Origin of the sequence: Anaerostipes sp. AF04-45, from assembly GCF_003461725.1 — a bacterium.
Lineage (GTDB): Bacteria > Bacillota > Clostridia > Lachnospirales > Lachnospiraceae > Anaerostipes > Anaerostipes caccae.
The window spans coordinates 134,908-160,741 of the sequence record NZ_QTXQ01000003.1; the positions used below are offsets into that span (position 1 = coordinate 134,908).

The 25,834-nt window shown below is 43.8% G+C and carries 27 protein-coding genes; 2 read left to right on the forward strand and 25 right to left on the reverse strand.

The window, feature by feature from the left end; translation table 11 throughout:
* Nucleotides 1-82: 82 nt before the first annotated feature.
* Both DWV34_RS05785 and DWV34_RS05790 read right to left on the reverse strand, forming a co-directional pair.
* Nucleotides 83-2,641 (reverse strand): YfhO family protein, encoded by a 2,559-nt coding sequence (locus DWV34_RS05785; protein WP_118475656.1) that lies wholly within the window; start codon nucleotides 2,639-2,641, stop codon nucleotides 83-85.
* Nucleotides 2,616-3,407 (reverse strand): glycosyltransferase, encoded by a 792-nt coding sequence (locus DWV34_RS05790; RefSeq protein ID WP_118475658.1) that lies wholly within the window; start codon nucleotides 3,405-3,407, stop codon nucleotides 2,616-2,618. The genes DWV34_RS05785 and DWV34_RS05790 overlap by 26 nt, the downstream gene beginning before the upstream one ends.
* A 174-nt stretch (nucleotides 3,408-3,581) precedes the next feature.
* Between DWV34_RS05790 and gdhA the strand changes: the two genes are divergently transcribed.
* Nucleotides 3,582-4,916: an NADP-specific glutamate dehydrogenase gene (gdhA, locus tag DWV34_RS05795; protein WP_009290041.1), complete on the forward strand. Its 1,335-nt coding sequence runs from the start codon at nucleotides 3,582-3,584 to the stop codon at nucleotides 4,914-4,916.
* 68 nt (nucleotides 4,917-4,984) lie between these two features.
* On the opposite strand, the gene DWV34_RS05800 is transcribed toward gdhA, so the two are convergent.
* The 15 genes from DWV34_RS05800 to DWV34_RS05870 all read right to left on the reverse strand — a co-directional run bounded on the left by DWV34_RS05800 (nucleotide 4,985) and on the right by DWV34_RS05870 (nucleotide 17,740).
* Entirely contained in the window at nucleotides 4,985-6,004 is a 1,020-nt protein-coding gene (locus DWV34_RS05800) for a virulence RhuM family protein (RefSeq protein ID WP_009290042.1), read from the reverse strand.
* Nucleotides 6,005-6,364: 360 nt separating this feature from the next.
* Nucleotides 6,365-7,087, reverse strand: a complete 723-nt coding sequence (locus tag DWV34_RS05805) for an amino acid ABC transporter ATP-binding protein (RefSeq protein ID WP_009290043.1) — start codon at nucleotides 7,085-7,087, stop codon at nucleotides 6,365-6,367.
* Nucleotides 7,074-7,751 (reverse strand): amino acid ABC transporter permease, encoded by a 678-nt coding sequence (locus DWV34_RS05810; protein ID WP_009290044.1) that lies wholly within the window; start codon nucleotides 7,749-7,751, stop codon nucleotides 7,074-7,076. Before DWV34_RS05810 ends, DWV34_RS05805 begins: the two co-directional genes overlap by 14 nt.
* Before the next feature lie 25 nt (nucleotides 7,752-7,776).
* Nucleotides 7,777-8,574 (reverse strand): basic amino acid ABC transporter substrate-binding protein, encoded by a 798-nt coding sequence (locus DWV34_RS05815; protein WP_009290045.1) that lies wholly within the window; start codon nucleotides 8,572-8,574, stop codon nucleotides 7,777-7,779.
* Nucleotides 8,575-8,613: 39 nt separating this feature from the next.
* Nucleotides 8,614-9,429, reverse strand: coding sequence for a MetQ/NlpA family ABC transporter substrate-binding protein (locus DWV34_RS05820; protein ID WP_006568353.1), 816 nt, complete (start codon nucleotides 9,427-9,429; stop codon nucleotides 8,614-8,616).
* 50 nt (nucleotides 9,430-9,479) lie between these two features.
* Nucleotides 9,480-10,532 carry an A/G-specific adenine glycosylase gene (mutY, locus tag DWV34_RS05825; protein ID WP_118475660.1) on the reverse strand — a complete coding sequence of 351 codons (1,053 nt, stop codon included), beginning with the start codon at nucleotides 10,530-10,532 and terminating at the stop codon, nucleotides 9,480-9,482.
* Nucleotides 10,533-10,755: 223 nt separating this feature from the next.
* Nucleotides 10,756-11,460, reverse strand: a complete 705-nt coding sequence (locus tag DWV34_RS05830; RefSeq protein ID WP_118475662.1) for a ComF family protein — start codon at nucleotides 11,458-11,460, stop codon at nucleotides 10,756-10,758.
* Between the two features lie 217 nt (nucleotides 11,461-11,677).
* A complete protein-coding gene (locus DWV34_RS05835; protein ID WP_118475664.1) occupies nucleotides 11,678-12,367 on the reverse strand; it encodes a triose-phosphate isomerase in 690 nt (229 codons plus the stop codon).
* Between the two features lie 17 nt (nucleotides 12,368-12,384).
* On the reverse strand, nucleotides 12,385-12,906 hold the full coding sequence (locus DWV34_RS05840; protein WP_006568349.1) for a YjbQ family protein: 522 nt from the start codon (nucleotides 12,904-12,906) through the stop codon (nucleotides 12,385-12,387).
* Nucleotides 12,907-12,935: 29 nt separating this feature from the next.
* Complete coding sequence (locus DWV34_RS05845) at nucleotides 12,936-13,772, reverse strand: class II fructose-bisphosphate aldolase (RefSeq protein ID WP_009290051.1); 837 nt, start codon at nucleotides 13,770-13,772, stop codon at nucleotides 12,936-12,938.
* A gap of 101 nt (nucleotides 13,773-13,873) precedes the next feature.
* Nucleotides 13,874-15,193, reverse strand: coding sequence for an NAD(P)H-dependent oxidoreductase (locus DWV34_RS05850; protein ID WP_006568342.1), 1,320 nt, complete (start codon nucleotides 15,191-15,193; stop codon nucleotides 13,874-13,876).
* Nucleotides 15,194-15,234: 41 nt separating this feature from the next.
* Complete coding sequence (locus DWV34_RS05855) at nucleotides 15,235-15,603, reverse strand: PTS glucitol/sorbitol transporter subunit IIA (RefSeq protein WP_009290054.1); 369 nt, start codon at nucleotides 15,601-15,603, stop codon at nucleotides 15,235-15,237.
* A gap of 38 nt (nucleotides 15,604-15,641) precedes the next feature.
* Complete coding sequence (gene srlE / locus DWV34_RS17590) at nucleotides 15,642-16,634, reverse strand: PTS glucitol/sorbitol transporter subunit IIB (protein ID WP_118475666.1); 993 nt, start codon at nucleotides 16,632-16,634, stop codon at nucleotides 15,642-15,644.
* An 18-nt stretch (nucleotides 16,635-16,652) separates the two neighbouring features.
* The gene (gene srlA, locus DWV34_RS17595) at nucleotides 16,653-17,174 is read right to left on the reverse strand and encodes a PTS glucitol/sorbitol transporter subunit IIC (protein ID WP_006568345.1); all 522 of its coding nucleotides are present in this window, start codon (nucleotides 17,172-17,174) and stop codon (nucleotides 16,653-16,655) included.
* Between the two features lie 158 nt (nucleotides 17,175-17,332).
* Nucleotides 17,333-17,740 (reverse strand): transcriptional regulator GutM, encoded by a 408-nt coding sequence (locus DWV34_RS05870; protein ID WP_006568344.1) that lies wholly within the window; start codon nucleotides 17,738-17,740, stop codon nucleotides 17,333-17,335.
* Nucleotides 17,741-17,991: 251 nt separating this feature from the next.
* Here DWV34_RS05870 and DWV34_RS05875 point away from each other — a divergent pair, with 251 nt between their 5' ends.
* Entirely contained in the window at nucleotides 17,992-18,927 is a 936-nt protein-coding gene (locus DWV34_RS05875) for a sugar-binding transcriptional regulator (protein ID WP_118475668.1), read from the forward strand.
* A gap of 47 nt (nucleotides 18,928-18,974) precedes the next feature.
* Here DWV34_RS05875 and DWV34_RS05880 read toward each other — a convergent pair whose 3' ends face one another.
* The 8 genes from DWV34_RS05880 to DWV34_RS05915 all read right to left on the reverse strand — a co-directional run bounded on the left by DWV34_RS05880 (nucleotide 18,975) and on the right by DWV34_RS05915 (nucleotide 25,770).
* Complete coding sequence (locus tag DWV34_RS05880) at nucleotides 18,975-20,294, reverse strand: NAD(P)H-dependent oxidoreductase (RefSeq protein WP_006568342.1); 1,320 nt, start codon at nucleotides 20,292-20,294, stop codon at nucleotides 18,975-18,977.
* 20 nt (nucleotides 20,295-20,314) lie between these two features.
* Nucleotides 20,315-20,683, reverse strand: a complete 369-nt coding sequence (locus DWV34_RS05885; protein ID WP_006568341.1) for a PTS glucitol/sorbitol transporter subunit IIA — start codon at nucleotides 20,681-20,683, stop codon at nucleotides 20,315-20,317.
* A 22-nt stretch (nucleotides 20,684-20,705) separates the two neighbouring features.
* Complete coding sequence (gene srlE / locus DWV34_RS17600; protein WP_009290059.1) at nucleotides 20,706-21,701, reverse strand: PTS glucitol/sorbitol transporter subunit IIB; 996 nt, start codon at nucleotides 21,699-21,701, stop codon at nucleotides 20,706-20,708.
* A gap of 21 nt (nucleotides 21,702-21,722) precedes the next feature.
* Nucleotides 21,723-22,244 carry a PTS glucitol/sorbitol transporter subunit IIC gene (gene srlA, locus DWV34_RS17605; RefSeq protein ID WP_118475670.1) on the reverse strand — a complete coding sequence of 174 codons (522 nt, stop codon included), beginning with the start codon at nucleotides 22,242-22,244 and terminating at the stop codon, nucleotides 21,723-21,725.
* Nucleotides 22,245-22,422: 178 nt separating this feature from the next.
* Nucleotides 22,423-22,830 (reverse strand): transcriptional regulator GutM, encoded by a 408-nt coding sequence (locus DWV34_RS05900; RefSeq protein ID WP_118475672.1) that lies wholly within the window; start codon nucleotides 22,828-22,830, stop codon nucleotides 22,423-22,425.
* Nucleotides 22,831-22,849: 19 nt separating this feature from the next.
* Nucleotides 22,850-23,815 (reverse strand): sugar-binding transcriptional regulator, encoded by a 966-nt coding sequence (locus DWV34_RS05905; protein WP_009290061.1) that lies wholly within the window; start codon nucleotides 23,813-23,815, stop codon nucleotides 22,850-22,852.
* Between the two features lie 423 nt (nucleotides 23,816-24,238).
* Entirely contained in the window at nucleotides 24,239-24,565 is a 327-nt protein-coding gene (locus DWV34_RS05910; protein ID WP_147342248.1) for a hypothetical protein, read from the reverse strand.
* Between the two features lie 272 nt (nucleotides 24,566-24,837).
* A complete protein-coding gene (locus tag DWV34_RS05915; protein ID WP_118475674.1) occupies nucleotides 24,838-25,770 on the reverse strand; it encodes a helix-turn-helix transcriptional regulator in 933 nt (310 codons plus the stop codon).
* Nucleotides 25,771-25,834 lie beyond the last annotated feature (64 nt).

Consider the following 25,834-nt stretch of genomic DNA (forward strand, 5'->3'; position numbering starts at 1 on the left):
AATTAAATACATTTGATTGCTAGGCTTTTAAAATTTTTTCATAACCGGCCGGGAGCTTTACCGTTCCCGGCCTCCTCTCCGTCTATGCGGATTTTTTCCGTTTTCTGATGCAGATCACTGTGAACAAAATCCATCCCAGGGCTGTTAAGATGATGCCTTCTTTAAATCCTTCCGGGCAGTATTTAAGCTCAATCTCATGTTTTCCTCCAGATACATCCACACATAGAAATGCATTTCCAATGGACTTTGCATCTGTTTCTTTTCCGTCCACAAGAACCTTCCAGCCTTTATCATACGGAATTGAGAAAAAGACCGGTCCTGCCTCTGACATATTTACAGAGCCTTTCAGCATGCCGCTTGAAGATTCTCTCAGATGAAATGCCTGTTCCTGCATTTTCCCATACAGGTCTTTCATGGCATTCTCATCTAAAGATGCCAGCGTGACTCTCACCACACCCGACATAAGGTCATCTTCTTTCAGTTTCATGTTTACAGTGATATGATCGCCTTTCTTTAAATCTCCAAGATAAATGCACTGTGCATTCAGACGGCCGCTTATATATATCTCATTGTTTCGGTAAATGGCCGTATCCTCCACCTGACTTCCGTCAAAATGAAAATAAAGCTTTCCATCTTCTGTGACCGGGATTTCAAATACCATGTTGTCGGAAAGACTTGCGGTATTTTCAAAGACATATTCCCCATCATTGCTCTGCGTGATCTTGCAGGCGTTAGTTTTCGGCTGTTTCGTCTTAATCATATGAAAAATATCATTCCCCCCGAACGCATCGCCGGACAGCCTGTTCTGTACGAGAAACGGATTAACGTCATCATAATTCCATTTATACGCCGACTTCTTCATACCGTATCCAACTGCCGTTGAATATGGATTTCCATAAACATTTACATTGCCGATGCGGTCCAAATATTGAAATTCTGTGGTATTCGTATCCGATGTCCTTAACAAATTATACTTCACTCCGAGAAGATTATTTGTAAAAGGGGTTGCCCCCTCATACAGGTACTCATTGATTCCCGTATAAAATCCCAGGTCGTCCATGATATCCACTACACTGCCGAGCGCCGTAGACCCAAACATGGTGACTCCGTTTAACGTATGCCAAATGCTCTCATCAAGCATTTTGCCCTTGATCAGTTCCATTCGCCGGTCCGGACCTGTTTTGTATTTGTCCTTTACCTTCTGGATATCTTTTGTATCCCCGAAATATTCAGTGACCAGCACCTGACCGTTCTCAGAAAAGCCGTAGACTGCCATCCCGGCTGTTTCTATGGCCAGCAGAACCGAGCATATGGCAATCATCCCTTTTCTGGACAGCGTTTTTCTGTCGTACAGAGCAAACACCAGGAGATACACGAAAACCGCTGCCGTTGTCAGTGCCAAAACTTTGCGGTCAAAAGCTTTTGTATTCAGGAGGCTTGAGATACCAACTGACATACAGAAGATGCCGCAGGCAATACAGAGTTTCCATGCCTGTTCTCTTCCTTCCCTTTTGATGACCAGCAGCCCGTCATAGGCCATAATGAGTAGAAGAAAAATATATAAATATGCAAACCGGTTTGGTATTCCGTACTGATTATGAAATCCGTGCCACATATAGCCGAGAAACGGCATATTAAAGCTGAAAAACAAAAGAATCAGAAGCAGTGCGCGTTTTATTTTTGTCTTCCAGGAAATCCGGGAGGCCATAAAATAGAACAGCACGAAGATCAGTGTCAATATCCCGCAGTAGAGGTTGATCTCCCCGTCATTTACAGAGTTTGTGATCGGCGCAGTACCCAGGAGATGGCGGCAGTAGATATCCGCAAAATTTCCATACCAAAGTTCTTTTGGAAAATCCCATTTCGCAGATGAAGTTTTCATGATTCCCAAATATGCCGGAAGCAGGACCGCCCCCGCCATCATCGCCGACAGCACAGAATATCCTGCAAATTTCAGACCGTTTACAAAAAAGTCCTTTACTTTTTTGTGGTCATACAGTAAATACCACAGTACAAGAAACAGACATGTCATGAAAGACATGTAAAAATTACAGAGAAGGGAGAAAAACAAGGCAGCACAGTAAAGCCTTCCGTCCCGCTTTTTTATCAGCCGGTCTATTCCTGCAAGGATCAGAGGAAGCATTATCATGACTTCCAGCCACATAATATTCCAGCTGTATCCCACAATATAACTGCTCAGTGCATAACAAATTCCAAATGCAGTGATGCTCATATCCTGCCTTTTTTTATCTCTGGATCTGAAATAATACGCCGCACTCAGCCCGCACAGGGCAATCTTTATAATATAGAGATGACTGAGAACCATGTTCAGCATCTCTTTCGGAAAAAGTACAATAATAAGGTTCAGCGGACTGGAAAGATAATACGCCCACAGCCCCAAAAAGTTGAAGCCGAGGCCGCCATGAAAAGAATAAAACAGGCTGTCCAAAGACCTGAGCTTCTCATGATAATCCGCAAAAAATGGAAGATATTGATGCAGTGCATCCACGATCAGAAAGGAGTTGTTCCCAAAGGGTTCTACCTTCATTATGACTGCAATTCCTTCGAGGATGAAAAACGGCGCAAGGAATGCCCATATTAAATATTTATTCCGTCTATAAAAATTTCTTCTTTTTGGCATCTTCTCTCTTCCACCTCCTGATCCGACGGTTAATTCCCATAATCATATCATATCGCTTTTTTAACATGGATATAACACTGCCGTGTGTAAGTTCGGTAACATTTGCGCCGTGTCTGCGGTACAGTAAAAGAACATCTTCTAAAAATACCGGGTTCCCAAGCTGTTCAGCGAGGAGCCCGATCCACTGGTCATGAATCCAGATTGAATCCGGAACAGGAAGAATGCGGTTTAAGATATCCCGCCGAAACGTCATACAGCATCCTATATAGGAATTCTTTTTTATGTTCTTCCAAAACCCCGCACCGCTGTCCCTCCATTGAAATGTCGTCTCATCCAGAGCTTTTAATCCTTCATCGGAAATCTGCGCATTGTGGACTGTCACTGTAACATCAGGGTCTTGAAAGCAGGCAGTGACTTTCTCAACCTTTTGGGGCAGCCAGACATCATCCTGGTCGGCTAAAAAAATAAGATCTCCCGTGCAGTGAAGCAGACCGTTCTGAAAATTTTTTACCACTCCCTGGCCCGGGCCCTTGATCAATTTTAAACGGCCGTCATTCTCAGCCATTTCTCTGAGCAGCTCCCCGGAACCATCCTGATCGGAATCCACGGAAATGATCAGCTCATCTTCCGCTCCAAGCTGTCCTAAGATTGAATCCACTTGTTCTTTTATATATTGTTTCCCATTATAATAAGCAATGACAACTGAATTTTTCATTGTATTTCCTTTCTTCATGCCGCCGCATCCCCGGCGGCGTTCTGCGCTCATTATATCACACCCCGAAAAAAACTTGAAATCTTTTCCTCATGCATTTTTCGATTTACTTTAACACATTAAAGCAGTAATTTACTATTGTCTTATGAAATTTTATCCTGTATAATGTTATCGATAAAAGTCCAAGCAAAACAAAATACTGAAGTATTGTTTCAAGGAGGATACACAATGTCATATGTAGATGAAGTAATTGAGAAAGTGGTTGCCCAGAATCCGGCTGAACCGGAGTTTCATCAGGCAGTCAAGGAAGTACTGGAATCTCTTCGCGCAGTCGTTGAAGCAAACGAAGAGAAGTTTAGAAAAGAAGCCCTGTTAGAGCGTCTTGTCAATCCGGAACGCCAGTTCAAATTCCGCGTGCCTTGGGTGGACGACAAAGGGCAGGTACAGGTAAACACCGGTTACCGCGTTCAGTTTAACAGCGCCATCGGACCATACAAAGGCGGTCTGAGACTTCACCCGTCTGTAAATCTTGGAATCATTAAGTTCTTAGGTTTTGAACAGATCTTTAAGAACTCCCTTACCGGTCTTCCGATCGGCGGAGGAAAGGGCGGAGCTGATTTTGATCCGAAAGGAAAATCAGACAGAGAAGTCATGGCATTCTGCCAGAGCTTCATGACAGAACTCTGCAAATATATCGGTGCTGACACAGACGTCCCTGCCGGAGATATCGGTACAGGTGCCCGCGAGATCGGATACATGTTCGGACAGTATAAAAGAATCCGCGGAGTATACGAAGGTGTGCTCACAGGAAAAGGATTATCTTACGGCGGATCTCTGGCACGTACAGAAGCTACCGGATACGGACTACTCTATCTGACAGATGAAATGCTCAAATGCAACGGCAAATCTCTCAAAGATGCCACCGTATGTATTTCCGGTTCCGGAAATGTTGCGATCTACGCTACCCAGAAAGCACAGCATTTAGGTGCCAAAGTCGTAACTGTCTCTGATTCCACAGGCTGGATTTATGACAAAGACGGAATCGATGTAGATTTATTAAAGGATGTAAAAGAAGTGAAGCGTGCCCGCCTTACCGAATATGCTAAGGCCCGTCCAAGCGCAGAGTACCACGAAGGCAGAGGCGTATGGACTGTTCCTTGTGATGTTGCCCTTCCATGTGCAACTCAGAACGAATTAGACATCGAGGATGCAAAAACATTAGTCGCAAACGGATGCTACGCAGTTGCAGAGGGTGCAAACATGCCTACGACTCTGGAAGCAACAGAATATCTTCAGGCAAACAATATCTTATTTGCCCCTGGAAAGGCTGCCAATGCCGGAGGTGTTGCCACATCCGCACTGGAAATGTCCCAGAACAGCGAGCGTTTAAGCTGGTCATTCGAGGAAGTAGACGGTAAATTACAGAATATCATGGTAAATATCTTCCACAACTTAGACGACGCGGCAAAACGCTACGGCATGGAAGGAAACTACGTAGCCGGTGCAAATATCGCAGGCTTCGAAAAGGTTGTTGATGCGATGACAGCACAGGGAATCGTGTAGAATACATACAATTTAATGCAGCTAAAAAATACCGGGAACTGTGACAGGTTTCCGGTATTTTATTTCATTTATTCTCTGGATTTTCTTTTTGCTTTTTTTTCAATCGATTTTATAGAATCAAGATATGCCTGTTCCACGGGAGAAACGGTCTGAACCTGGTATTTTTGATACTCTTTCTTCGCTTTCTCCATTGCCTGAATGTGGCTTACACTTCCTGAATTTTCGAGTAACTTTTCCCCAGTAGATGCCAGTATGCTGTCCAAATGCTTGATATAATCCTTCATATACATTGGATTATGGCGCAAAGCCTGTATCTCAGCAAAATCAAAATATCCAGAAACAAGATTATTAAGTACTTTCAGTTCGTCTTGTCTCAGGTAATTCTTAGCAATACCAATATCTTTTTTAATTGGTATCTCTCCGGAAAATGAGGTTAAACCCATAAACGGCTTGTTTGCATCGGCACGTTCATAAATCACTTCTGCAGCAGTATGCCCATGTGCAGCAAAATGAAGTTTATTTTGTACAATCTTAAAAAAACGAATGGATTGAGCACTTTTAGGATCATAGTCTACACTTGTGGCATATAAGTCAAGCACTTGTCTGTAAAGCACCTTTTCTGAAGAGCGAATATCTCTGATTCTATCAAGAAGTTCTCCCCAGTAATTTCCTCCTCCTAATTGCTTCAATCTTTCATCGTCCATTGTGAAACCTTTTATCATGTACTCTTTCAAACGTTCTGTTGCCCAAATACGAAACTTCGTAGCGATGATTGATTTTACACGGTAGCCAAGTGAAATAATCATATCAAGATTATAATGTATTACATTATAGCTTTTTCCGTCAGCCGCAGTTGTTCGGAATTTCCGAACAACTGCTTTTTCCTCCAGTTCACCTTCCTGAAATATATGTTTAATATGTTCGCTTATGTTAGACTTGCTGGTTTGATATAAGCTGCATAGCTGTGCCTGTGTGAGCCAAACGGTTTCATCTTCTATCTTAACATTAATATGTGTAAGTCCATCCTCCGTCTGGTATATAATTATGTGCCCTTTATCATTCGATGAAGAAATATCTACTTCTGTCATTATACCCTCCACACCTCATACTTTTCTGATTGTGTTATTCTCATATTGTGATTATACAATATTTGTAATATTTTGTAAACACAAAATAAATTACTTACTAAATAGCTCCAGCAGCCAGAAATAATTTTCTAAAGAAAAAACATGTTGCTCCGAAATTTGCAACATGTTTTTTATAAATAACGTCTTAATCTTTCTGCCTTAAAACACTTTTGCCGTATAAAGATCAGCTTAGTATCAGAAAAACTATCGCAGGTGGCACCTTTGATTTCTAAGCTGCCTGCTCCAGCAGATAATATGTCCATTTTCTACACGATTGGAGTGAGGCATTCTAAGAGCCAAACGGAAATCGTGTGGAAAATGTCATAATACCTTACTCAAAAATTCTTTCGTCCTGTCTTCTTTCGGATAGTCAAATATCTGTTCCGGTGTCCCGGCCTCCAATATAACTCCGCCGTCCATAAACAAGACTCTGTCAGCCACTTCTCTTGCAAATCCCATCTCATGGGTGACAACCGCCATGGTCATTCCTTCCTTTGCAAGCTGTTTCATAACCTCAAGAACTTCTCCGACCATCTCCGGATCCAAAGCCGATGTAGGCTCATCAAACAGCATAATATCCGGTGACAGAGCCAGCGATCTGGCGATAGCCACACGCTGCTTCTGCCCTCCGGAGAGCTGTACCGGATAGTTGTCCGCCTTGTCGCCGACACCTACACGGTTCAACAGTTCCATAGCCTTCTTCTTAGCCTCGTCCGGTGTCATCATCTTGTGACGGATCGGGGCTAATGTCACATTATCGAGAATAGACAGGTGAGGAAAAAGGTTAAAATGCTGAAACACCATGCCTACCTTCCGGCGGAGTTCATCCACATCAAACCCCTTCTCCATGATATTCATGCCGTCAATGGTAATATCACCTTTTGTAGGTGTCTCCAAAAGGTTAAGACACCGTAAGAATGTGCTCTTTCCGGAACCGGACGCACCAATGATACAGACACATTCTCCCTTCTCAATGTGGCAGTTGATGCCTTTCAGGACTTCCAGGGAGCCGAAATATTTGTGTAAATCTTTAACGTTTATCACTCTGTCTCAGCCTCCTTTCCACAGCCCCTAATACAAGAGTGAGCACTTTCACAACCAAATAATAAATAATGGCGGTTCCGATCAGAGGAGCAAACGCTTCATATGTCCGTGAAGTAACAAAATCTGCAACTTTCGTCAGGTCAACAATGGATACATACCCCAATATAGCTGTTTCCTTGATCAGAACAATAAACTCATTTCCCAATGCGGGAAGAATATTTTTTACCGCCTGCGGAAGGATGATATCTTTCATTGTTTGTCCATAAGACAGGCCCAGAGAACGTCCGCCTTCCATCTGTCCATGATCTACTGCAAGGATTCCTGCCCTGATGATTTCTGCGACATACGCCGCACTGTTCAGCCCGAACGTCACCGTACCGACGATCAGTCCGTCCACCCCTTTCAGAACTACAAAATACATGATCAGCAGCTGCGTAACCGTAGGGGTTCCTCTGATAATATCAATATATACATATGCTATTTTAGATAATAATGTACTTTTCCCTCTCCGCTCTGCTGTCATGCGCATCAGTGCAAGAATGGTTCCCAGCGCTACACCCAGAATAATCGCCAGCAGAGATACCAGCAGAGTCATTTTTAGTCCGTCCAGGTACATCAGGTACCGCTGCTCTGCTATAAAAGCCCGATAATATGAATCTAACATGTCAATATCTTACCTTTCCTGTAAACTACTTATCGGAATTATCGATGTATTTCGCTTTGAGCTTATCGTAAGTTCCATCTTCCTTGATTGCCTTTAACTGTTTGTTGATCTCTTTCTTAAACTCTTCGTTTCCTTTCGGAAGTGCCAGGCAGTAGTATTCTGCTCCAGCAGAGTCAATGACTAATTTCAGCTTTTTGCTGTTGTTCTTTACAAATTCCTGAGCAGGCTTTTCATCGATGACAACCGCATCTACTGATCCGTTTTTCAGATCCATGACTGCATCTACACCTTTTTTAAACCTTTTTACCTTTGCCTTTTTTACAACAACTTTTTCTTTTCCCGGCTCACCGAATTTATCTCCGGATGAAATAAGGTCTCCCGTAGTACCTTCCTGAACACCGATTTTCTTTCCGTCCAGCTGAGACAGTTTTGTAATCTTGCTGTCTTTGTTAACAATGATCGCCTGATTGGATGTATAGTAACTGTCTGAGAAATCTACTGCATTCTGGCGTTCCTCTGTTTTCGTCATTCCCGCTGCAACCACGTTGATGGTCTTGGACTCCATAGAACCGATCAAAGATTTGAATTCCATGTTCTGGATCTCGATCTTCTTATCCATGCGTTTCGCAATTTCTTTCATAAGCGCAATGTCGAAGCCGTCAACCTTTTTATTGTCGTCAACGTACTCGAACGGAGGGAATTCCGCATTGGTTCCCACAATGATCTTTTCCGGAATTTTGCTCTCTTCTTTTTTGCTGCATCCTGCAAACAGCATTGTTGCTGCCAATACACCAGCCAGTGCTACGGTTAAAATTTTTCTCATGATTTTCTCCTTCTTAAACTTAATTTTATCGCAATGGTTCTAGAATAATGGTACGACCGCGCCTTTATATTCTTTCTCCATATACTTCTTTACTGCGTCGCTCTTTAATGCTTTGATCAGAGCCTTAATAGAGTCCTTGTCTTCATTGCCTTTCTTGACTGCAACGACATTTCCGTAGGTCTTTGCTCCGCCCACAGACTCCTCATCTTCCACTGCGAGGGCGTCCTTATTTACTGTCATGCCGGCCTGCAAAGCATAATTTCCGTTGATGACCGCGAAATCCACATCCTTTAAGGAACGCGGCAGCTGTGCTGCTTCCAGCTCTTTAATCTCGATGTTCTTAGGGTTTTTCACAATATCTTTTTTGGTTGCTGTAAGGGTTGCTCCGTCTTTGAGCTTGATCAGGCCCTGTGCTTCCAAAAGCAATAATGCTCTTGCCTCGTTTGTAGTGTCATTGGGAACTGCGATCACTGCACCTTTTTTCACATCTTTCAGTGATTTTGCTTTCCCCGGGAAAATGCCGAACGGTTCATAGTGGATCATTCCGGCGGAAACTAAATCCAGCTTATGTTCCTTTGCAAAATTCTTCAGATAGGTGATGTGCTGGAAGTAGTTGGCGTCGAGATCTTCTGATCCCAATGCGTTATTCGGCTGTACATAGTCTGAATACTCTTTGATCTCCAGCTTGTAGCCGTCCTTTTCCAGTTCCTTTGCCGCAACCTTCAAGATGTCTGCGTGTGGTGATGGACTCGCACCGACTACGATTGTCTTGTCCTCTTTTTTGGAGCTGCCGCATCCGGCCAGCACACCAAAACAGACAACTGCAGACAGCGCAACTGCTATTAATTTTTTCATTGATGCTCTCCTTACCTTATAATAATATATAGCTTCTGTAATTGTACCCTTTAATGGGCAGATTGTAAAGACTCCCTAAACATTTCAAATGCCGACGGAATGGCGTATTCCTCTTCTAAATCCTTCTTGCTGACCCAAGTAAGTTCTTCTGACTCCACCGGTTCTTTCAGAGAAACCAACACTCCTGACATCTGCCATTCAATGTGGCTGAAAATATGTTTCCCCTCGTGGGTAAATTCATAAACACAGTCTGACATTCCCCAGCCGTCCAATGTTTCTTCCACCAGATCCTGGCTGCATTTCCCGAGTATGTTTGGAAATTCCCACAGTCCTGCCAAAAGACCTTTCTCTTCTCTTTTATGAAGGGCAACCATACTGTCCGTCTCGATGACGAACACGGTTCTCTTTTCTATCTTCCGTTTCTTTTTCGGCTTCTTCACCGGCAGCCTGCCGATCAGATCCTCTCTGTATGCAGTACAAACTGTGTCCCATGGACATTCACAGCATTTCGGTTCTCCGTTAGGCACACAGACAATGGCCCCCAGTTCGATCAGTGCCTGATTAAAATCTCCTGCCCTTTGATCCGGCATGATCTCCATAACTCTTTCCGCCATCTCTTTTTTGGTTTTTTCTTTCAGAATGTCAGAATCGTCACCCAGGAGCCTGGCCATGACACGCAGAACATTTCCGTCAACGGCAGGAACCCGGATATCATAGGCAATAGAGGCGATGGCCCCCGCCGTGTACATACCGATCCCCTTCAGCGAAAGCAGTTGATCGTAGTCATTCGGAAGCTTCCCGTCATACTCTTTTACGATGGTCTGAGCCGCAGCTTTTAAATTTCTGGCCCGGTTATAATAACCCAGCCCCTCCCACAGTTTCATAAGCTTTTCTTCATCTACTTCCGCCAGATCCTTTACCTCCGGCAGTTCTTCCATAAAGCGGTCAAAATAAGGCTTTACCGCCTCCACTCTGGTCTGCTGGAGCATGATCTCAGAAACCCATATGCGGTATGGATTCTTATCCGCTCTCCAGGGCAGAATTCTTGCATTATGGTCATACCAGAAAAGCAGCGCTTCTCCGATTTCTTTTTTCAATTTCATTATAAATTCCCTTCTATACCGAACAAAGTGGGCAAGCCCACTTCAGCTCATAGTCTTTTAAACTTTGCGTGCCAGATGAGATTTGACATAGTCAAATAATTTCCTTACACATCTGTGTACAGCCCGCAAAGCTTTATTATATCAGGGAAACCGATAGATTTCTACTGTGAGAATAATGGAAAGGATATCAAATCAGGATTTCTATCCTCTGCTTTAGTCCCTCCTATTCTCCATATCCGATTGCCACACAAAACACCCATACGTCTTCTGCACCTGCCGCTTTCAAGGCCCTCGTGCAGCTTTCTGCCGTGGCCCCTGTTGTGTAAATGTCATCCACTAAGAGCACCCTTTTCCCCTTCACTTCGTCAGAAGCCCAAAAACTGTGTTCCATGGATGCCAGACGCTCCCTTGGATTCAGTGACTTTAACGGCTTTGTATATTTGATTCTGAACAGCACACAGTCACTGGCCGGTACATGGAGGATCTCTCCGATACCTTCTGCAAACAGCATTGCCTGGTTAAATCCCCTCTGTCTTTTTTTCCTTTTGTGGAGCGGAACAGACAGTATCAGATCAATTCTCAAATTTTTCAGCTGTTTTAATTTCCTCTTTTTTATTTCCATAATATAAAAGTCCGCATATTCCTTCTGGTTTTGATATTTGATCGCCGCCAGGGAATCCCTTACTTCGTTGTTATACACACACAAAGGGATCCCCTTTTTAAATGTCTTCGGATGCTTTCTGCAGTCACTGCACAGCTCTGTTTCTTCGTTTTCCAGAGGTTTTCCGCAGCAAAAACAGGCCGGCTCCCGAACAAAGACGACCTTTTGATAACATTTGGGGCAAATAAGGCTTTGCTGATTTTTTAAGAGATGATGACAGATCGGGCAGCGCCTCGGAAATAAGAAAGACAGGAATAAAGATAACATAAAAATCCTTTCCGAGAGCAGAACGATTCCTTTTTATTACTGTAAATTATATACTATTACTTGACAAAAATCAATTTGATGAAACCCGTCAAAAAAGTTCTGTATCTTCTCAGGATACAGAACTTTTCCAGCAATCTATTCAGTAGACATTACGTCCATTTTCTGCATGACTAAAGTGAGGCATTTTAAGAGCCAAACGGAAATCATGTGGAAAATGTTATATTTCTTTTTTCGCCTTTACAAGCGCCTGAAGCATTTCTTCAATCTTGCCTTTTCTGCTCGGCGCATTCAGGATTCCGCTTGTTCCTCCGCTTCCGTGAGCTCCGCCCACTACGACTCTGTAGACGTCGTCCCCGGTGCTGACTCCGGCAGCCTGGATGATCTTAATGTCAGGATTTACGGACTTCACTGCTTCATTTGTAGCTTCTATGTATGCGTCATCACTTGTGCTTCCTGTTCCGATCAGGCTGGTAGGTTCACAGATCATAACATCAGGCCCAAGCTCTGCAACCGCTCTTGTCTGTTCCACTGAATCTGAGCACACAATCGTGATCATATCCAGTTCATTTGCACGTTTGATGGTCTTATCCAAGTCACACATAGAAAGCGGATGCTCTGCGTGGTTTAAGATCACACCGTCCACTCCGGCTGCTTTCAGCGCATCCGGAAGGATGAATCCCATTCCTCTTCCCGGAACTAATCCGTCCATATGCTGTGTTGTCACGATCAAATTTTTTGTCTCCTGTGCGATCTGTTTTAAGTCCACATGCTGTCCTGTAAAAATAATGTCAATGTCATATTCCTCGGCAAGCTGGTCACAAACTTTTGCAAATTCTAAGGATTCTTCTCCGTAAATATATGCTTTTGGATTGACGATTAAAAATGGTACTCTCAGTTCTCTCTTCATGCTTATGCCATCCCTTCCTATTCGCCCATTACAATGATCTTGCATTTTCTTGTGCGGGCACGTGTGCGGTCAAAGTCTACAAAATAAACATATCCTGTGGATCCGACACCTAATTTTCCGTCTTCTACGTCAAACACCTGGCTGGAGCCAAGAAGTGTTGCTTTCAGATGTGCGTCGCAGTTCCAGAGGGCTTTTCTGTCCCCGTCCGGAAGATATTCTGCAGCGTTCGGCCATGCCTCCACAGCCTCATAATGTTTTTCTCCCGGATAAATGTAGAGATCTTTAGAATCCTGATTTGGAATGATCTTTTCAAGCACATTGTTTAAATCTTCCTGGAGAAATTCATCCCCTGCCTCATTATAATCATGTACAAATTCTTCAAAGAAAACAGAGCAGGTTGTGTGAGGTGAGATGACGGTACAGGTTCCGCTCTTGATTCCGCTGTTTTTGATTGCTTCCTTTACCTGAGGGGTGATATCCAGGTAAGTCGGTGTCGTGCCATGAGAGTTCAGGCTGATTTGTTCTTTATATACGGTCATTATTGATTATCCTCCTTACAGCTTGAAAATTAAGCTTCCCTTGTTTCAAATACTGCATAATAGTGTTCCAGACATTTCTGCATTCCCTGTTTTGACAATGCCTTTACATCCAGATACGTTTCCGGTTTATTATTGTCAATCTCCTCTTTTGCGGCCACTAACAGGTCAGAGAAGATATTAATTTTCGTAATTCCATTTGTTGCACAGCGGTTTAAGTTTTCATCTCCTGATGAAGATCCTCCGTGAAGGACAAGCGGAGTGTCAACAGCCGCAGCAATTTCTTTCAGTCTGTCAAAATTGATTTCCGGAATGCCTTTATACATTCCATGTGCTGTACCGATAGAGATCGCAAGTGAATCCACACCTGTCTCTTCGGCAAACTTCTTTGCCTCTTCTACAGTTGTATACTGAGAATCGGATGTCTCATGGTTCTCATAGTTTTCACCGGCTCCCACATGGCCGATTTCTGCTTCCACTACCACTCCCTTTGGATGTGCATAGTCGATGATATCCTTAGTTTTTCTTACATTTTCTTCAAAAGTATCCTGTGAAGCGTCAATCATGACAGAAGAAAATCCAAGATCGATTGCTTTTTTGATCACTTCCGGTGTAGTTCCGTGATCCAGATGAAGTACAACCGGTACTTTTGCTTCCTCGGCATATTTCTTTCCTACCAAAGCAGCATCTTCCAATGTAATATTTTCTCCGATATGTGCCTCAGCCAGTGCAAGGATCAGCGGGAGATTATGTCTTTCGGCTGTTTCCACATGCCAGCGGAGAGACTCAAGATCAATAAAGTTTGGTGCAGGGATCGCGAATTTCCCTTCCTGTGCTTTTTTAAACAGTTCCTTTGAAGTTACAAGCATCTTCTCTTTCCTCCTTAATTGAGAATGTCTCAGAGGTCAGGTCCGTCAGACAGACACAGACCTCCGGGACATCTTCTTCCTGTTCTGTTCCTGCTATGAAACTATAAAACGTTTCTTCCGTACATTGCGTCCTGTTCTTTTCTCAGCTGGTAGATCAGAGTAGACTTATCTAATTCCACATCATCGTATGTCAGGAGTTCACCCTTCTTCACGTCTCTCTTCATCACTGCCTTGTTTGTTACAAGTCCGAACGGTACATATCCCTTCGCATCAGATTCTTTTGCTTCCGCGATAGATCCGTGTGTTGTGAATCCTCCGATTCCGTCGATGGTCTGGCCTGCCTTCAGGTCGATCTTCGCTCTTGTGATACACTCAGATACCAGTCCGTCGATCGGTACACAGGTCACTTCTCCGTCGATGACTGCTTTTGCTACCGTAAGCGGTGTCTCCAAGTTACATAAGTGGTATGGACGGTATAAGGTCCAAAGCGGTCCAGGTCCCATGCTGTGGTATGCCATCTGGTATGCGATCTCTTCGTTCGGTGTGGATACGGTTACGAATACTCCAGGAGCAACTCCGTTTACATACTCTACAACACCATGTTTGTTTAAGATTCCGCCGTCTTTCTTAAGCTTCAGGATATCATTCAGCTCTTTGATACCTTCTGTTCCCGGTGAAGTCTGTGGTCCGTGTCCTCCGATCACATCCGGTACTAATCCTGTGTAGTTGGACATGGCTGTCATCTCTACCATCGTCTTTGTTCCGTCTTTGAATGCGCAGAGCATCTTTGGACTCATGACTCTTCTGGTTGCTTCTTCTAATACAGTATCCGGGTTGCAGTCATAGTCCAGTTTGTTGTTCTTTCCTTTACCCATGACTTCGACGTTCATTCCCATGGCTTTTGCAAAGCTGTAAAGTTCCATGACAGCTCCCGGCTCATCTCCTGCGGATCCTGTATAGATGACACCTTCTTTTGCTGCCAGTTTCTTTAAGTATGGCCCGATTACGACATCAGTCTCAACGTTCAGCATAACCACATGCTTTTTGTTCTTCATGGCGTCAGTAGCGACTTTTGCTCCTACATCCGGCACACCGGTTGCGTCGATGGCACACTCTACCAGGTTTGCCTGAGATACGAAGTTTGCATCTTCACAGGCAACATATTTTCCTGCTTCCATTGCTGCGTTGGCATCTGCGAGAGTTTTTGCAATCGCAATGTCGTCTTCTTTTACACCGGCATATTTGAATGCATTGACTGCATTTTCAACTTTGATATCAGATACGATGGCCGGCATCATACCGTTCATCAATACCATCTGGGTTACCATTCCGCGTCCCATCTGACCGGCACCTACGATACCGGTTTTAATGATCTGTCCGTCTTCCTGTCTCTTGATCAGTTTTTTGTCCATGTTTAACATAACATCAATCTCCTTAAATTCTATGTATGATTGTTAGATTGTTACCTGATTTCAATCGTGCCGCCGGCTTTCAAGTCCTCCGGCAGCAATGCACTGCCTTCCAGCATAATGCATCCCGGGCGTTCCGGCTCGGTTCCGCCCTTAAAGCTTAATGTACAATGTCCAAGTTCCTTTAAGGTATGCGGTGCTTCACTTCCTACGGCGCTGATTGTAAACTCTTTGCCGCAGATCGTCATGGTGTCTCCTGCCGCAGGTTCTTCTGTCAGCTCAGCTTTTGTATGTAAGACTGACAGTTCAGCAAGCTCCGGCGGGGCATCTTCATTGAATATAATGATAAAGTTCATATCGGCATCTGAGAGGAACGCTAATGCGTCCGGTCCTAAGCCTGTGATGGTTGACTGATATTTCATAGGTTCGTCTTTACCCTCCATTTTTGCTTCTATACTTCTTAGTACATTCCAATACTGAATGCGAATGCAATCAAGACTGCCAAAGGTCCGGTTACGATTCTTGAGAATAATACGGCCGGAACACCCATCTCAATGGTCTCTGGCTCTGATTCTCCAAGACTCAGTCCAACTGGTACGAAGTCGGCTCCAACCTGTGCATCGATTGCAAACAGTGCTGGCAGTGCATACTGCGGCGGGATGTTTCCAAGAGCAAACTGTGCTCCCAAAAGAGTTCCGACTACCTGTGCGATAACAGCTCCAGGCCCTAAGATCGGAGATAAGAACGGCAGGGCACACACGAAGGAGATACCAAGCATTCCCGGCAAGGTACTACATAATGGAGAGATCGTCTTTGCAATGACATTTCCTAATCCGCTGGCACTGATGATACCTAAAAGGGTACTCGTAAATGCCATGAACGGCAGCACGTTTTTAATGATCATCTCGATGGTCTCACGGCCGGCCTGGAAAAACTTGCTGACAACGTTTCCAACGCCTTTTCCGATCTTAACGATGATTCCTTCTTTTTTGCCGCTGTTTGCAGCTGCGATTTCTTCTTTCGCCTGGTCTTTGCTTTTCGGTTCATCTGCTGCAGCCGGTTTGGTCGAAGCTGCATCTCCTTTATAATCAGATTCAAAGATATTTTTTTCTGTCACTGCGGATACATAGATCTCCGGAGTGATAAACTGTGCGAGCGGTCCTGCCTGCCCTACCGGCATCAGGTTGACGGTAAAGATCCCTTTCTTCGGGTAAACGCCGCATCTTGCGGTTCCTCCGCAGTCCACTACGGCGACCAGCACTTCCTCGTCCGGCGCTGTTGTCTTAAATCCGTCTAACGCTTCTCCGCCGGTCATATCTGCGATCTTCTGAGCCACCGGATGAATTCCTCCGCCGGTTACACTTAAAATCTTGTGGCATTTTTCCGTTGCGGTGATTGTTAATGGTCCGCCCCATCCGCCGTCTCCGGCCTTGATTGTAATTGTTTTATACATACTGGATCCCCCTTTCCGTTACTTGCTTGCTTTTCCGGTCATTCTGAAGTAGATCTGCTCTGTCAGCAGTCCACGGATCAGAATAACGATTACACCGACGATAAAGTATCTCACGGCAAGTCCTCCGATGGACAGGCCAAGCTTCGTGATACCGGCTGAGATACCGGTGTATACGAACAGTTCGCCGGGGTTCGCATGTGGGAAAAGTCCGGTAACAGGATGTACAAAACTTACACAGGAGTCATAATAAGCAGGTTTGTATTTTTCTTCTACGAAACGTCCGAAGGTATAACACATCGGGTTTCCTAAGAACAGCACCGCGATGATCGGGAGCAGCGTATAGCGGAGTACTGCAAATCTGGTCAGCTTCTGCGCGAAGCGTTCCACCCTCTCTTCTCCGATCAGCTTGATCACTGAGTTAACAGCTGTCATCAGGCAGACAACCAATGGAATGATTCCGGTAACCCATCCCATAAATGTGGTGCCGCCCTCCTGGAATAGCTTAATAAATCCGTTGGCAGCGTTAGATATAATTTCCATATCTTTTCCTCCTTCTTACTAAAAGTTGATTTGATCTATATATAGAAGAAACTAGCAGATGAATTTTGAAGAAAAGGAAAACCGATTATTGTTTCCGGGCCCTTAGAAACTTGCATAAGTTTTACTCTCTTCAGCCGTTCTATATATCTTGTTTCAGATTACAAGGTATTTCCCTGAAATCTCATATCCAAAGCTTCTAAAGCTCTGATATATCCTTTGTAATATTTCCGTCTCTTTTTCTCAAAGTTTCTGACTTCGTCAAGGTACTCATAAATACTCGTTCCGACGAGTTCCTTTCCCAGAAACTCAGAGATTGGTTTGAACTTTGTCAGGAAGCTTAATCCTTCCATGATCTCCCCGCCGGTGATCACTCCGTTCTGGTCACAGGCGATCATCACAATGTTTCCTGAAAGCAGCCTCCCTTTCTTCTGGCCGATTCCGACATTCCCAAGCTTATGTACCCTCCTTACCGCTCTGCGGTAATCCTTCACCTGAAAATATCCCCCGACAGCCTGAACAACAAACAATACGAAAATCACTAATAAAAAAACCGAAATACCATTCATACAGTTTGGCTCCTTTCATTTAACGTTCCGTGGTGTATTCTTCATCTTTTGTTTTGTCTCATCCTCGCTAGTTACATATGTGCTTATTAATTACTTTTGTTAACTTCATTATAATCACTTTACATATGTTCGTCAATACTAAAATATATTTTTTCACAAAAACCTTGAAAACCCTGAATAAATGGCTTATAATCCTCTTATCATATAGTTACATATGTGCCTTAATAATTTCATGATCGAGAGGTTACCCTATGAAAAAGAAAGAAAATGCAGATAATATGCTGGACAAGATCGTTCTGGTTGCAACTCTGTATTATAAGAACAAGCTGTCCCAGCAGGAAATTGCAAAAAAATTAAGTATCTCAAGGCCCTGGGTCTCCAAGCTTTTGTCCAGGGCAGAAGACCTTGGCATCGTAAAGATAGAAATCAATTCCCCTGTAACCGGAAACAGCCAGCTTGAGGAAGCACTAAAAGAAAAATACGGCTTAAGTTATGCAGGCGTCATCAGCACAAAAGATCAAAACAGAGATTATGTAGCACAGGCTGCCGCGGATTACTTCATCTCACAGCTGAAGCCAAAAGACGTTGTCGGTGTGGGCTGGGGAAATGCCGTGTCCCGTTTTATTAAAGAACTGCATCCCATCAGCTTTCCGGATGTACAGACTGTCCCTCTGGCCGGAAGCTTCGGTGAATCCTTCGAGGCGCTTCCCACCTATAACACTCTCCAGCTGGCAAATACCATCGGCGGAACCGCAAAAATGCTTCACATTCCTGCCTTTTGTTCTTCCAAAGAAGAATATGAAACCCTGATCTCCAATGAACACACGAGACAGATTCTGAATCTGGGTGAACATGCGGATATTCTCCTCATGGGTCTTGGAAGTTTTGAATCAACGATTCTCACCTGCTACAACATTTTGAATGATCAGGAAATCGCGGAACTAAAAGCTGCACACGCCATCGGTGATGTAGCCCTTCAGTTCCTCACCAGAGCAGGTGAAACCGTAGAAACCGAGGCAACCAAACACCTGATCAAAGCAGATATCTTTAAGGCTGCCAAAAATGCACGGGTTTCCATCGGTGTAGCCGACGGACTCCACAAGGTACAGATTATTGATGTAGCCTTGAATTTAAAACTCGTCAATTCGTTTTTTACAGACGAAGAGACAGCTTTGGCGCTGGTTTAAGCACAAAAGGAGCCTTACAGCAAGGCTCCTTTTTAATTTTGTACTGATTATAAAACGTTTCTTCCGTACATTGCGTCCTGTTCTTTTCTCAGCTGGTAGATCAGGGTTGACTTATCTAATTCCACATCATCGTATGTCAGGAGTTCACCCTTCTTCACATCTCTCTTCATAACTGCCTTGTTTGTTACAAGTCCGAACGGTACATATCCTTTGGCGTCAGATTCTTTTGCTTCCGCGATAGATCCGTGTGTTGTGAATCCTCCGATTCCGTCGATGGTCTGACCTGCTTTCAGGTCGATCTTCGCTCTTGTGATACACTCAGATACTAATCCGTCGATCGGTACACAAGTAACTTCTCCGTCGATGACTGCTTTTGCTACCGTAAGCGGTGTCTCTAAGTTACATAAGTGGTATGGACGGTATAAAGTCCAAAGCGGTCCAGGTCCCATGCTGTGGTATGCCATCTGGTATGCGATCTCTTCGTTCGGTGTAGATACGGTTACGAATACTCCAGGAGCAACTCCGTTTACATACTCTACAACTCCATGTTTGTTTAAGATTCCGCCGTCTTTCTTAAGCTTCAGGATATCATTTAACTCTTTGATTCCTTCGGTTCCCGGTGAAGTCTGTGGTCCATGTCCTCCGATCACATCCGGTACTAATCCTGTGTAGTTAGACATTGCTGTCATCTCTACCATCGTCTTTGTTCCGTCTTTGAATGCGCAGAGCATCTTTGGACTCATGACTCTTCTGGTTGCTTCTTCTAATACAGTATCTGGATTGCAGTCATAGTCCAGTTTGTTGTTCTTTCCTTTACCCATGACTTCTACGTTCATTCCCATGGCTTTTGCGAAGCTGTAAAGTTCCATAACAGCTCCCGGCTCATCTCCTGCGGAACCTGTGTAGATGACACCTTCTTTTGCTGCCAGTTTCTTTAAGTACGGCCCGATTACGACATCAGTCTCAACGTTCAGCATAACCACATGCTTTTTGTTCTTCATGGCGTCAGTAGCGACTTTTGCTCCTACATCCGGCACACCGGTTGCATCGATGGCACACTCTACCAGGTTTGCCTGGGATACGAAGTTCGCATCTTCACAGGCTACATATTTTCCTGCTTCCATTGCTGCGTTGGCATCTGCAAGAGTTTTTGCAATCGCAATGTCGTCTTCTTTTACACCGGCATATTTGAATGCATTGACTGCATTTTCAACTTTGATATCAGATACGATGGCCGGCATCATACCGTTCATCAATACCATCTGGGTTACCATTCCGCGTCCCATCTGACCGGCACCTACGATACCGGTTTTAATGATCTGTCCGTCTTCCTGTCTCTTGATCAGTTTTTTGTCCATGTTTAACATAACAACTATCTCCTTTTTAATTAACAGATTTCAATTGTTCCGCCGGCCTGAAGGTCAGCCTCTGTGAGTTTATTTCCTTCCAGCATGATGCATCCCGGGCGTTCCGCCTCACTTCCCCCTTTAAAACTCAGAGTACAGTGTCCTAACTCTGCCAAAGTGTGAGGAGCTTCACTGCCCACGGCGCTGATCTTAAACTCTTTGCCGCAGATCGTCATAGTGTCTCCGACTTCCGGCACAGCCCTTAATTCAGCCTTCGTATGAAGGACAGAAAGTTCTGCCAGTTCAGGCGGTGCATCTTCGTTAAAAATGATAATAAAGTTCATATCTTCATCGGCCAGGAACGCCAGAGCATCCGGTCCCAGACCTGTGATGGTTGACTGGTATTTCATATGTTTCTTTTTACCTCCGTTTTTAGTACATTCCGATACTGAAGGCGAATGCGATCAATACGGCTAAAGGTCCGGTTACGATTCTTGAGAATAATACGGCCGGAACACCCATTTCGATGGTCTCTGGCTCTGATTCTCCAAGGCTCAGTCCAACCGGTACGAAGTCGGCACCAACCTGTGCATCGATAGCAAACAGTGCTGGCAGTGCATACTGCGGCGGGATGTTTCCAAGAGCAAACTGTGCTCCCAAAAGAGTTCCGACTACCTGTGCAATAACGGCTCCAGGTCCAAGGATCGGAGACAAGAACGGCAGGGCACACACGAAGGAAATACCAAGCATTCCCGGCAAGGTACTGCATAATGGAGAGATCGTCTTTGCGATGACATTTCCTAATCCGCTGGCACTGATGATACCCAAAAGGGTACTCGTAAATGCCATGAACGGCAGCACGTTTTTGATGATCATCTCGATGGTCTCACGACCAGCCTGGAAGAACTTGCTGACAACGTTTCCAACGCCTTTTCCGATTTTAACGATGATTCCTTCTTTTTTGCCGCTGTTTGCAGCTGCAATCTCTTCTTTCGCCTGGTCTTTGGATTTTGGTCCGTCCTCTGCAGCTGCTGGTTTGGCTGTTTCCGTTACACCTTTATAGTCAGATTCCACGATACATTTTTCTGTCACTGCGGACACGTAAATCTCCGGAGTGATAAACTGTGCGAGCGGTCCTGCCTGCCCTACTGGCATCAGGTTAACGGTAAAGATCCCTTTCTTCGGGTAAACGCCGCATCTTGCGGTTCCTCCGCAGTCCACTACGGCGACCAGCACTTCCTCGTCCGGCGCTGTTGTCTTAAATCCGTCTAACGCTTCTCCGCCAGTCATATCTGCGATCTTCTGAGCTACCGGGTGGATTCCTCCGCCGGTTACACTTAAGATCTTGTGGCATTTTTCTGTTGCAGTGATTGTCAGGGGTCCTCCCCAACCGCCGTCTCCGGCCTTGATTGTAATTGTTTTATACATACTCTTTCCTCCTCCCACAGATTATTTGTTTGTTTTTCCTGTCATTCTTAAGTAGATTTGCTCTGTCAGCAATCCACGGATCAGAATAACGATCACACCGACGATAAAGTATCTCACGGCAAGTCCTCCGATGGACAGGCCGAGCTTCGTGATACCGGCTGAAATACCGGTGTATACAAACAGCTCGCCGGGGTTTGCATGTGGGAAAAGTCCGGTAACAGGATGTACAAAACTTACACAGGAGTCATAATAAGCAGGTTTGTATTTCTCGTCTACGAAACGTCCGAAGGTATAGCACATCGGGTTTCCTAAGAACAGCACCGCGATGATCGGAAGCAGTGTATAGCGAAGTACTGCAAATCTGGTCAGCTTCTGTGCGAAGCGTTCCACCCTCTCTTCTCCGATCAGCTTGATCACTGAGTTAACGGCTGTCATCAGGCAAACAACCAGCGGGATGATTCCGGTAACCCATCCCATCAATGTGGTACCGCCCTCCTGGAATAACTTTATAAATCCATTGGCAGCGTTAGATATGATTTCCATATTTTCTCCTCCTTCTTAATTGAAATATATAAATTTCTCCTATATATATAAAATATTGTCAGACAAAATTTCCAAAAAAGAAAAACCAATCTAAAACATGCTTTTGGGCCCTCAAAACAAGTTCAGTCAGTCTTCTTTTTGCAGTCTTGTCAGTCTATATATATATTCCAAAGCAATGCTAAAGGGTCGCCCCCTGAAGCCGCATATCCAGAGCTTCCAGTGCCCGGATATATCCTTTGTAATATTTTCTTTTTTTCTTATCCATTCCCCGGAATACATCCAGGTATTCATAAATACTCGTTCCCACCATCTCCTTGTCAAGAATCTTGGTGATCGGTTTAAACTTGGTAAGGAAACTCAGTCCCTCCATGATTTCCCCTCCGGTGATGATACCGCTGCTGTCACACGCGATCATCACAATATTTCCCGAAAGAAATCTTCCCTTCTTCTGGCCGATCCCGACGTTTCCAAGCTGATGAACTCTCCTCACCGCTCTGCGGTAATCCTTAACCTGAAAGTATCCCCCTACAGCCTGCACAACAAACAATACAAAGATAACTAATAAAAATACCGAAATTCCCTGCATCTTTAAATGTACCCCTTTCTCATAACAGCTTTTCAGCGCACTCGTTATTTGTGATCAGCATATTGACATACCCTCCGCGGATGGCTCCTTTCACGGCTTCCGCCCGGTTGGCGCCGCCTGCAATGGCAATACGGTTTCTGATCTTTTTAATCATCGGGAATGTCATTCCCGCAACTCTCTCGTTAAACTGCTGAAACGGTTCCGCATTTCCTTCTTTGTCAAAGAACTGAAGGGCAATGTCCCCTGCAACTCCCTGCTCGACATACTGGTCCATCTCCTCCTTGGTCAAGTAACCCGCCTGGATCAGGGTGGAGCCTCCGCTTTGAGGAATTCCCACTCCCATGACGATGGTGTCCAGCTTCTTAAAATCTTCAAAAATATAGTTCACAGACTTTTCTTTTAAAAAGTATTCCATGACCTTCCGTTCAGAAAAAACCGCCGGTGAAAGAAACTGGGTGTAAGTCCCGCCAAATTTCTTTGCAAATTCCTTTGCGATCTGATTGGCCTGCACATCTACTTTTGAAACAGTTCCCTGGCTGACTCCGCCGAGGATCGGGACGAACATATAGTGATTCTCCTTAGAAAATGCACGGTTGGTGCGGGCTACGTTGTGCAGGGTGAATCCCATGGAAACCCCTATGTAATCCCCGTCCTTAAAATACTGTGAAAGAAACAGTGCCGCCTTCTCATACAGCCTGGATATGGAATCTGTCTTTGTGTCCAGCGGGCTGCTCTCTACTACGACAACTTCCTTTAAACCATATTTTCGTTCCAGTGCTTTTTCCAGCTTGCCATACGAAAACTGTACCGGATTGATGACTTCGACTCTTACGATACCGCTTTCCTTGCCTTTCTGAAGCATTCTTGAAACCGTTGCTCTGGAAATCCCAAGGTAATCGCTGATATCCTGCTGCTTCATATCATCTTCATAATATAAGCTGCAGCATTTGTAAATCAATCTCCAATCATCCACTATCTTTTTCATATGTTTTCTCCTGTTTGTATGAATGCCCATCCCATGATGCCATAAATTGTATTAATTATCATGCAATAACTCTATCAAAATCTTAAATCTTTATCAATGCAATTTCGTTGAACAAATGTCGAAGTAGACTTTTTTGAAACATAAACTTTTACATTTGTTCTAAAAATTCGTTAAAAAAATGACAGATATAATTGTACAGTATTTTATACAAATAAATCAAGTGATTGTATACAGCCACTGGTAACTATGTTAATTTTTTAACCTTTTTTCGTGCTTTTTTTGTTTAATTCTTCTGACTTTTTCACTCGCCAAGTCTGGAAACTTCTCTGTTTAGAAAATACTTCCATTTATACAAACAAAAAAACCGGTGAGCAAGTACCGGTTTTTTTCATCATTGATTCGTATGTTCAATCACAGATGTCTTTATATTAATATCTCAGGATATTTTTTTGTAACAATTTTAAATGCTTCATCCGCCACGTCAAAAGTATACTGCAAATCCTCGTCCGTCATAACCGTATTGGTAAACATATTATTGAAACACCCCTTCTTACCATCTCCCCCGTTCTTTGCGAAAAAAGCCCAGTCTGCACAGTTGACCGTCTCCACCAGTTTTCCACACATTCGATCATAATCGGAGATACAAGAAATTTTCAGTCCTATGCAGGCAATATTCGGGCAGTCACCGTAGATCATCTGTACCGCTTCAATCATGCTGCGCCCGATACTGTTATTTGTAATAACTTTCACTGACGAGGAATCCATATCCATTTTAACTGACCTTTAGCTCTGCAAACACTTCTCCAATATGTTCTCTGTCTGCCTGATAATCACAGCAGATGACAATAAAACATCGAGAATCCCCTTTGTCCGCTACCTCCCCTATATCTTTTGCTGTCTTCCTAATATATCCATTTCATTATACATCATATCGACACATTAAAAAATCCTGCCAACAGCTGAAACGCCTGTTGACAGGATTTTTTCATAAATCTCTTAATTAAATTTATTTAATTTTTTTCTTAGTTTTGATACAAGGCAGCTATGTCATGAATTCTGCGTTTCATTTCTTCGCGGATATGTGATGGCTCTAAACACTCGCATTTATCCCCGAAACTTAAAAGAATATCGTAGTAGTATTCGTTCTCTATGAAGGGAAAGCTGACAATGTAATGCTCTTCACCGGCTGGTGAAAAATCTTCATAAGAGCAAAAATCAAGCACTCTATCCATCACAGATTTATGAATTCGGATTTTGATTTCTGTTTGCAAAGTCTCCAACGTATCTGTAAAGTCTAAAATTGGTTTTTGATAATCTCGAAGTGCGAAAGTTTCCTCTTGCATTTGTAGGTTTGACATACGAGATAGTCTGAATAAACGAAAATCTTTTCTTTTATGGCAATATCCTTGTAAATACCAATGACTGCTTTTCATTACAAGCTGATACGGCTCAACTGTTCGCGTGGTGCTTTTTCCGCGGTGGGCTATATATTCAAACGAAAGTAGTTTATTTTCCTGCAAAGCTGATTTGATAATTTCTAAATATTTTTGTATGTTGCTGTTACCCAGCCATGGACTTAAATCTATACATATTTGATTTAATTTTAATTCAATATCTTTCGCTCTGTCGGCAGGGATAAAACTTTTTACTTTCGCAAGAGCATGCACCAGTTCATCACCCCGGACTATATTGGAAAGACTGGAAAGCCCCATCAGAAGAGCGGAAAGGTCAGCAGTAGAAAAGACCTTTTTATCAATCTTGTATTCCGGCATGATTTCAAAGCCGCCGCCTACTCCTGATGCCCCGCGAACAGGAATCCCCGCCATGTTAATAGCGTCTATGTCGCGGTAGATTGTGCGGGGTGAAACTTCAAACATATCTGCTAACGCCTGTGCGCCTATACGTTTTTTATCAAGGAGTATCATAATAATACTGACCAGTCTGTCTACTTTCATTTAATAATCGCCTTTCGATTTAGATTATGGCCATAATGTTGTCAACAATTACATAGTACAATGA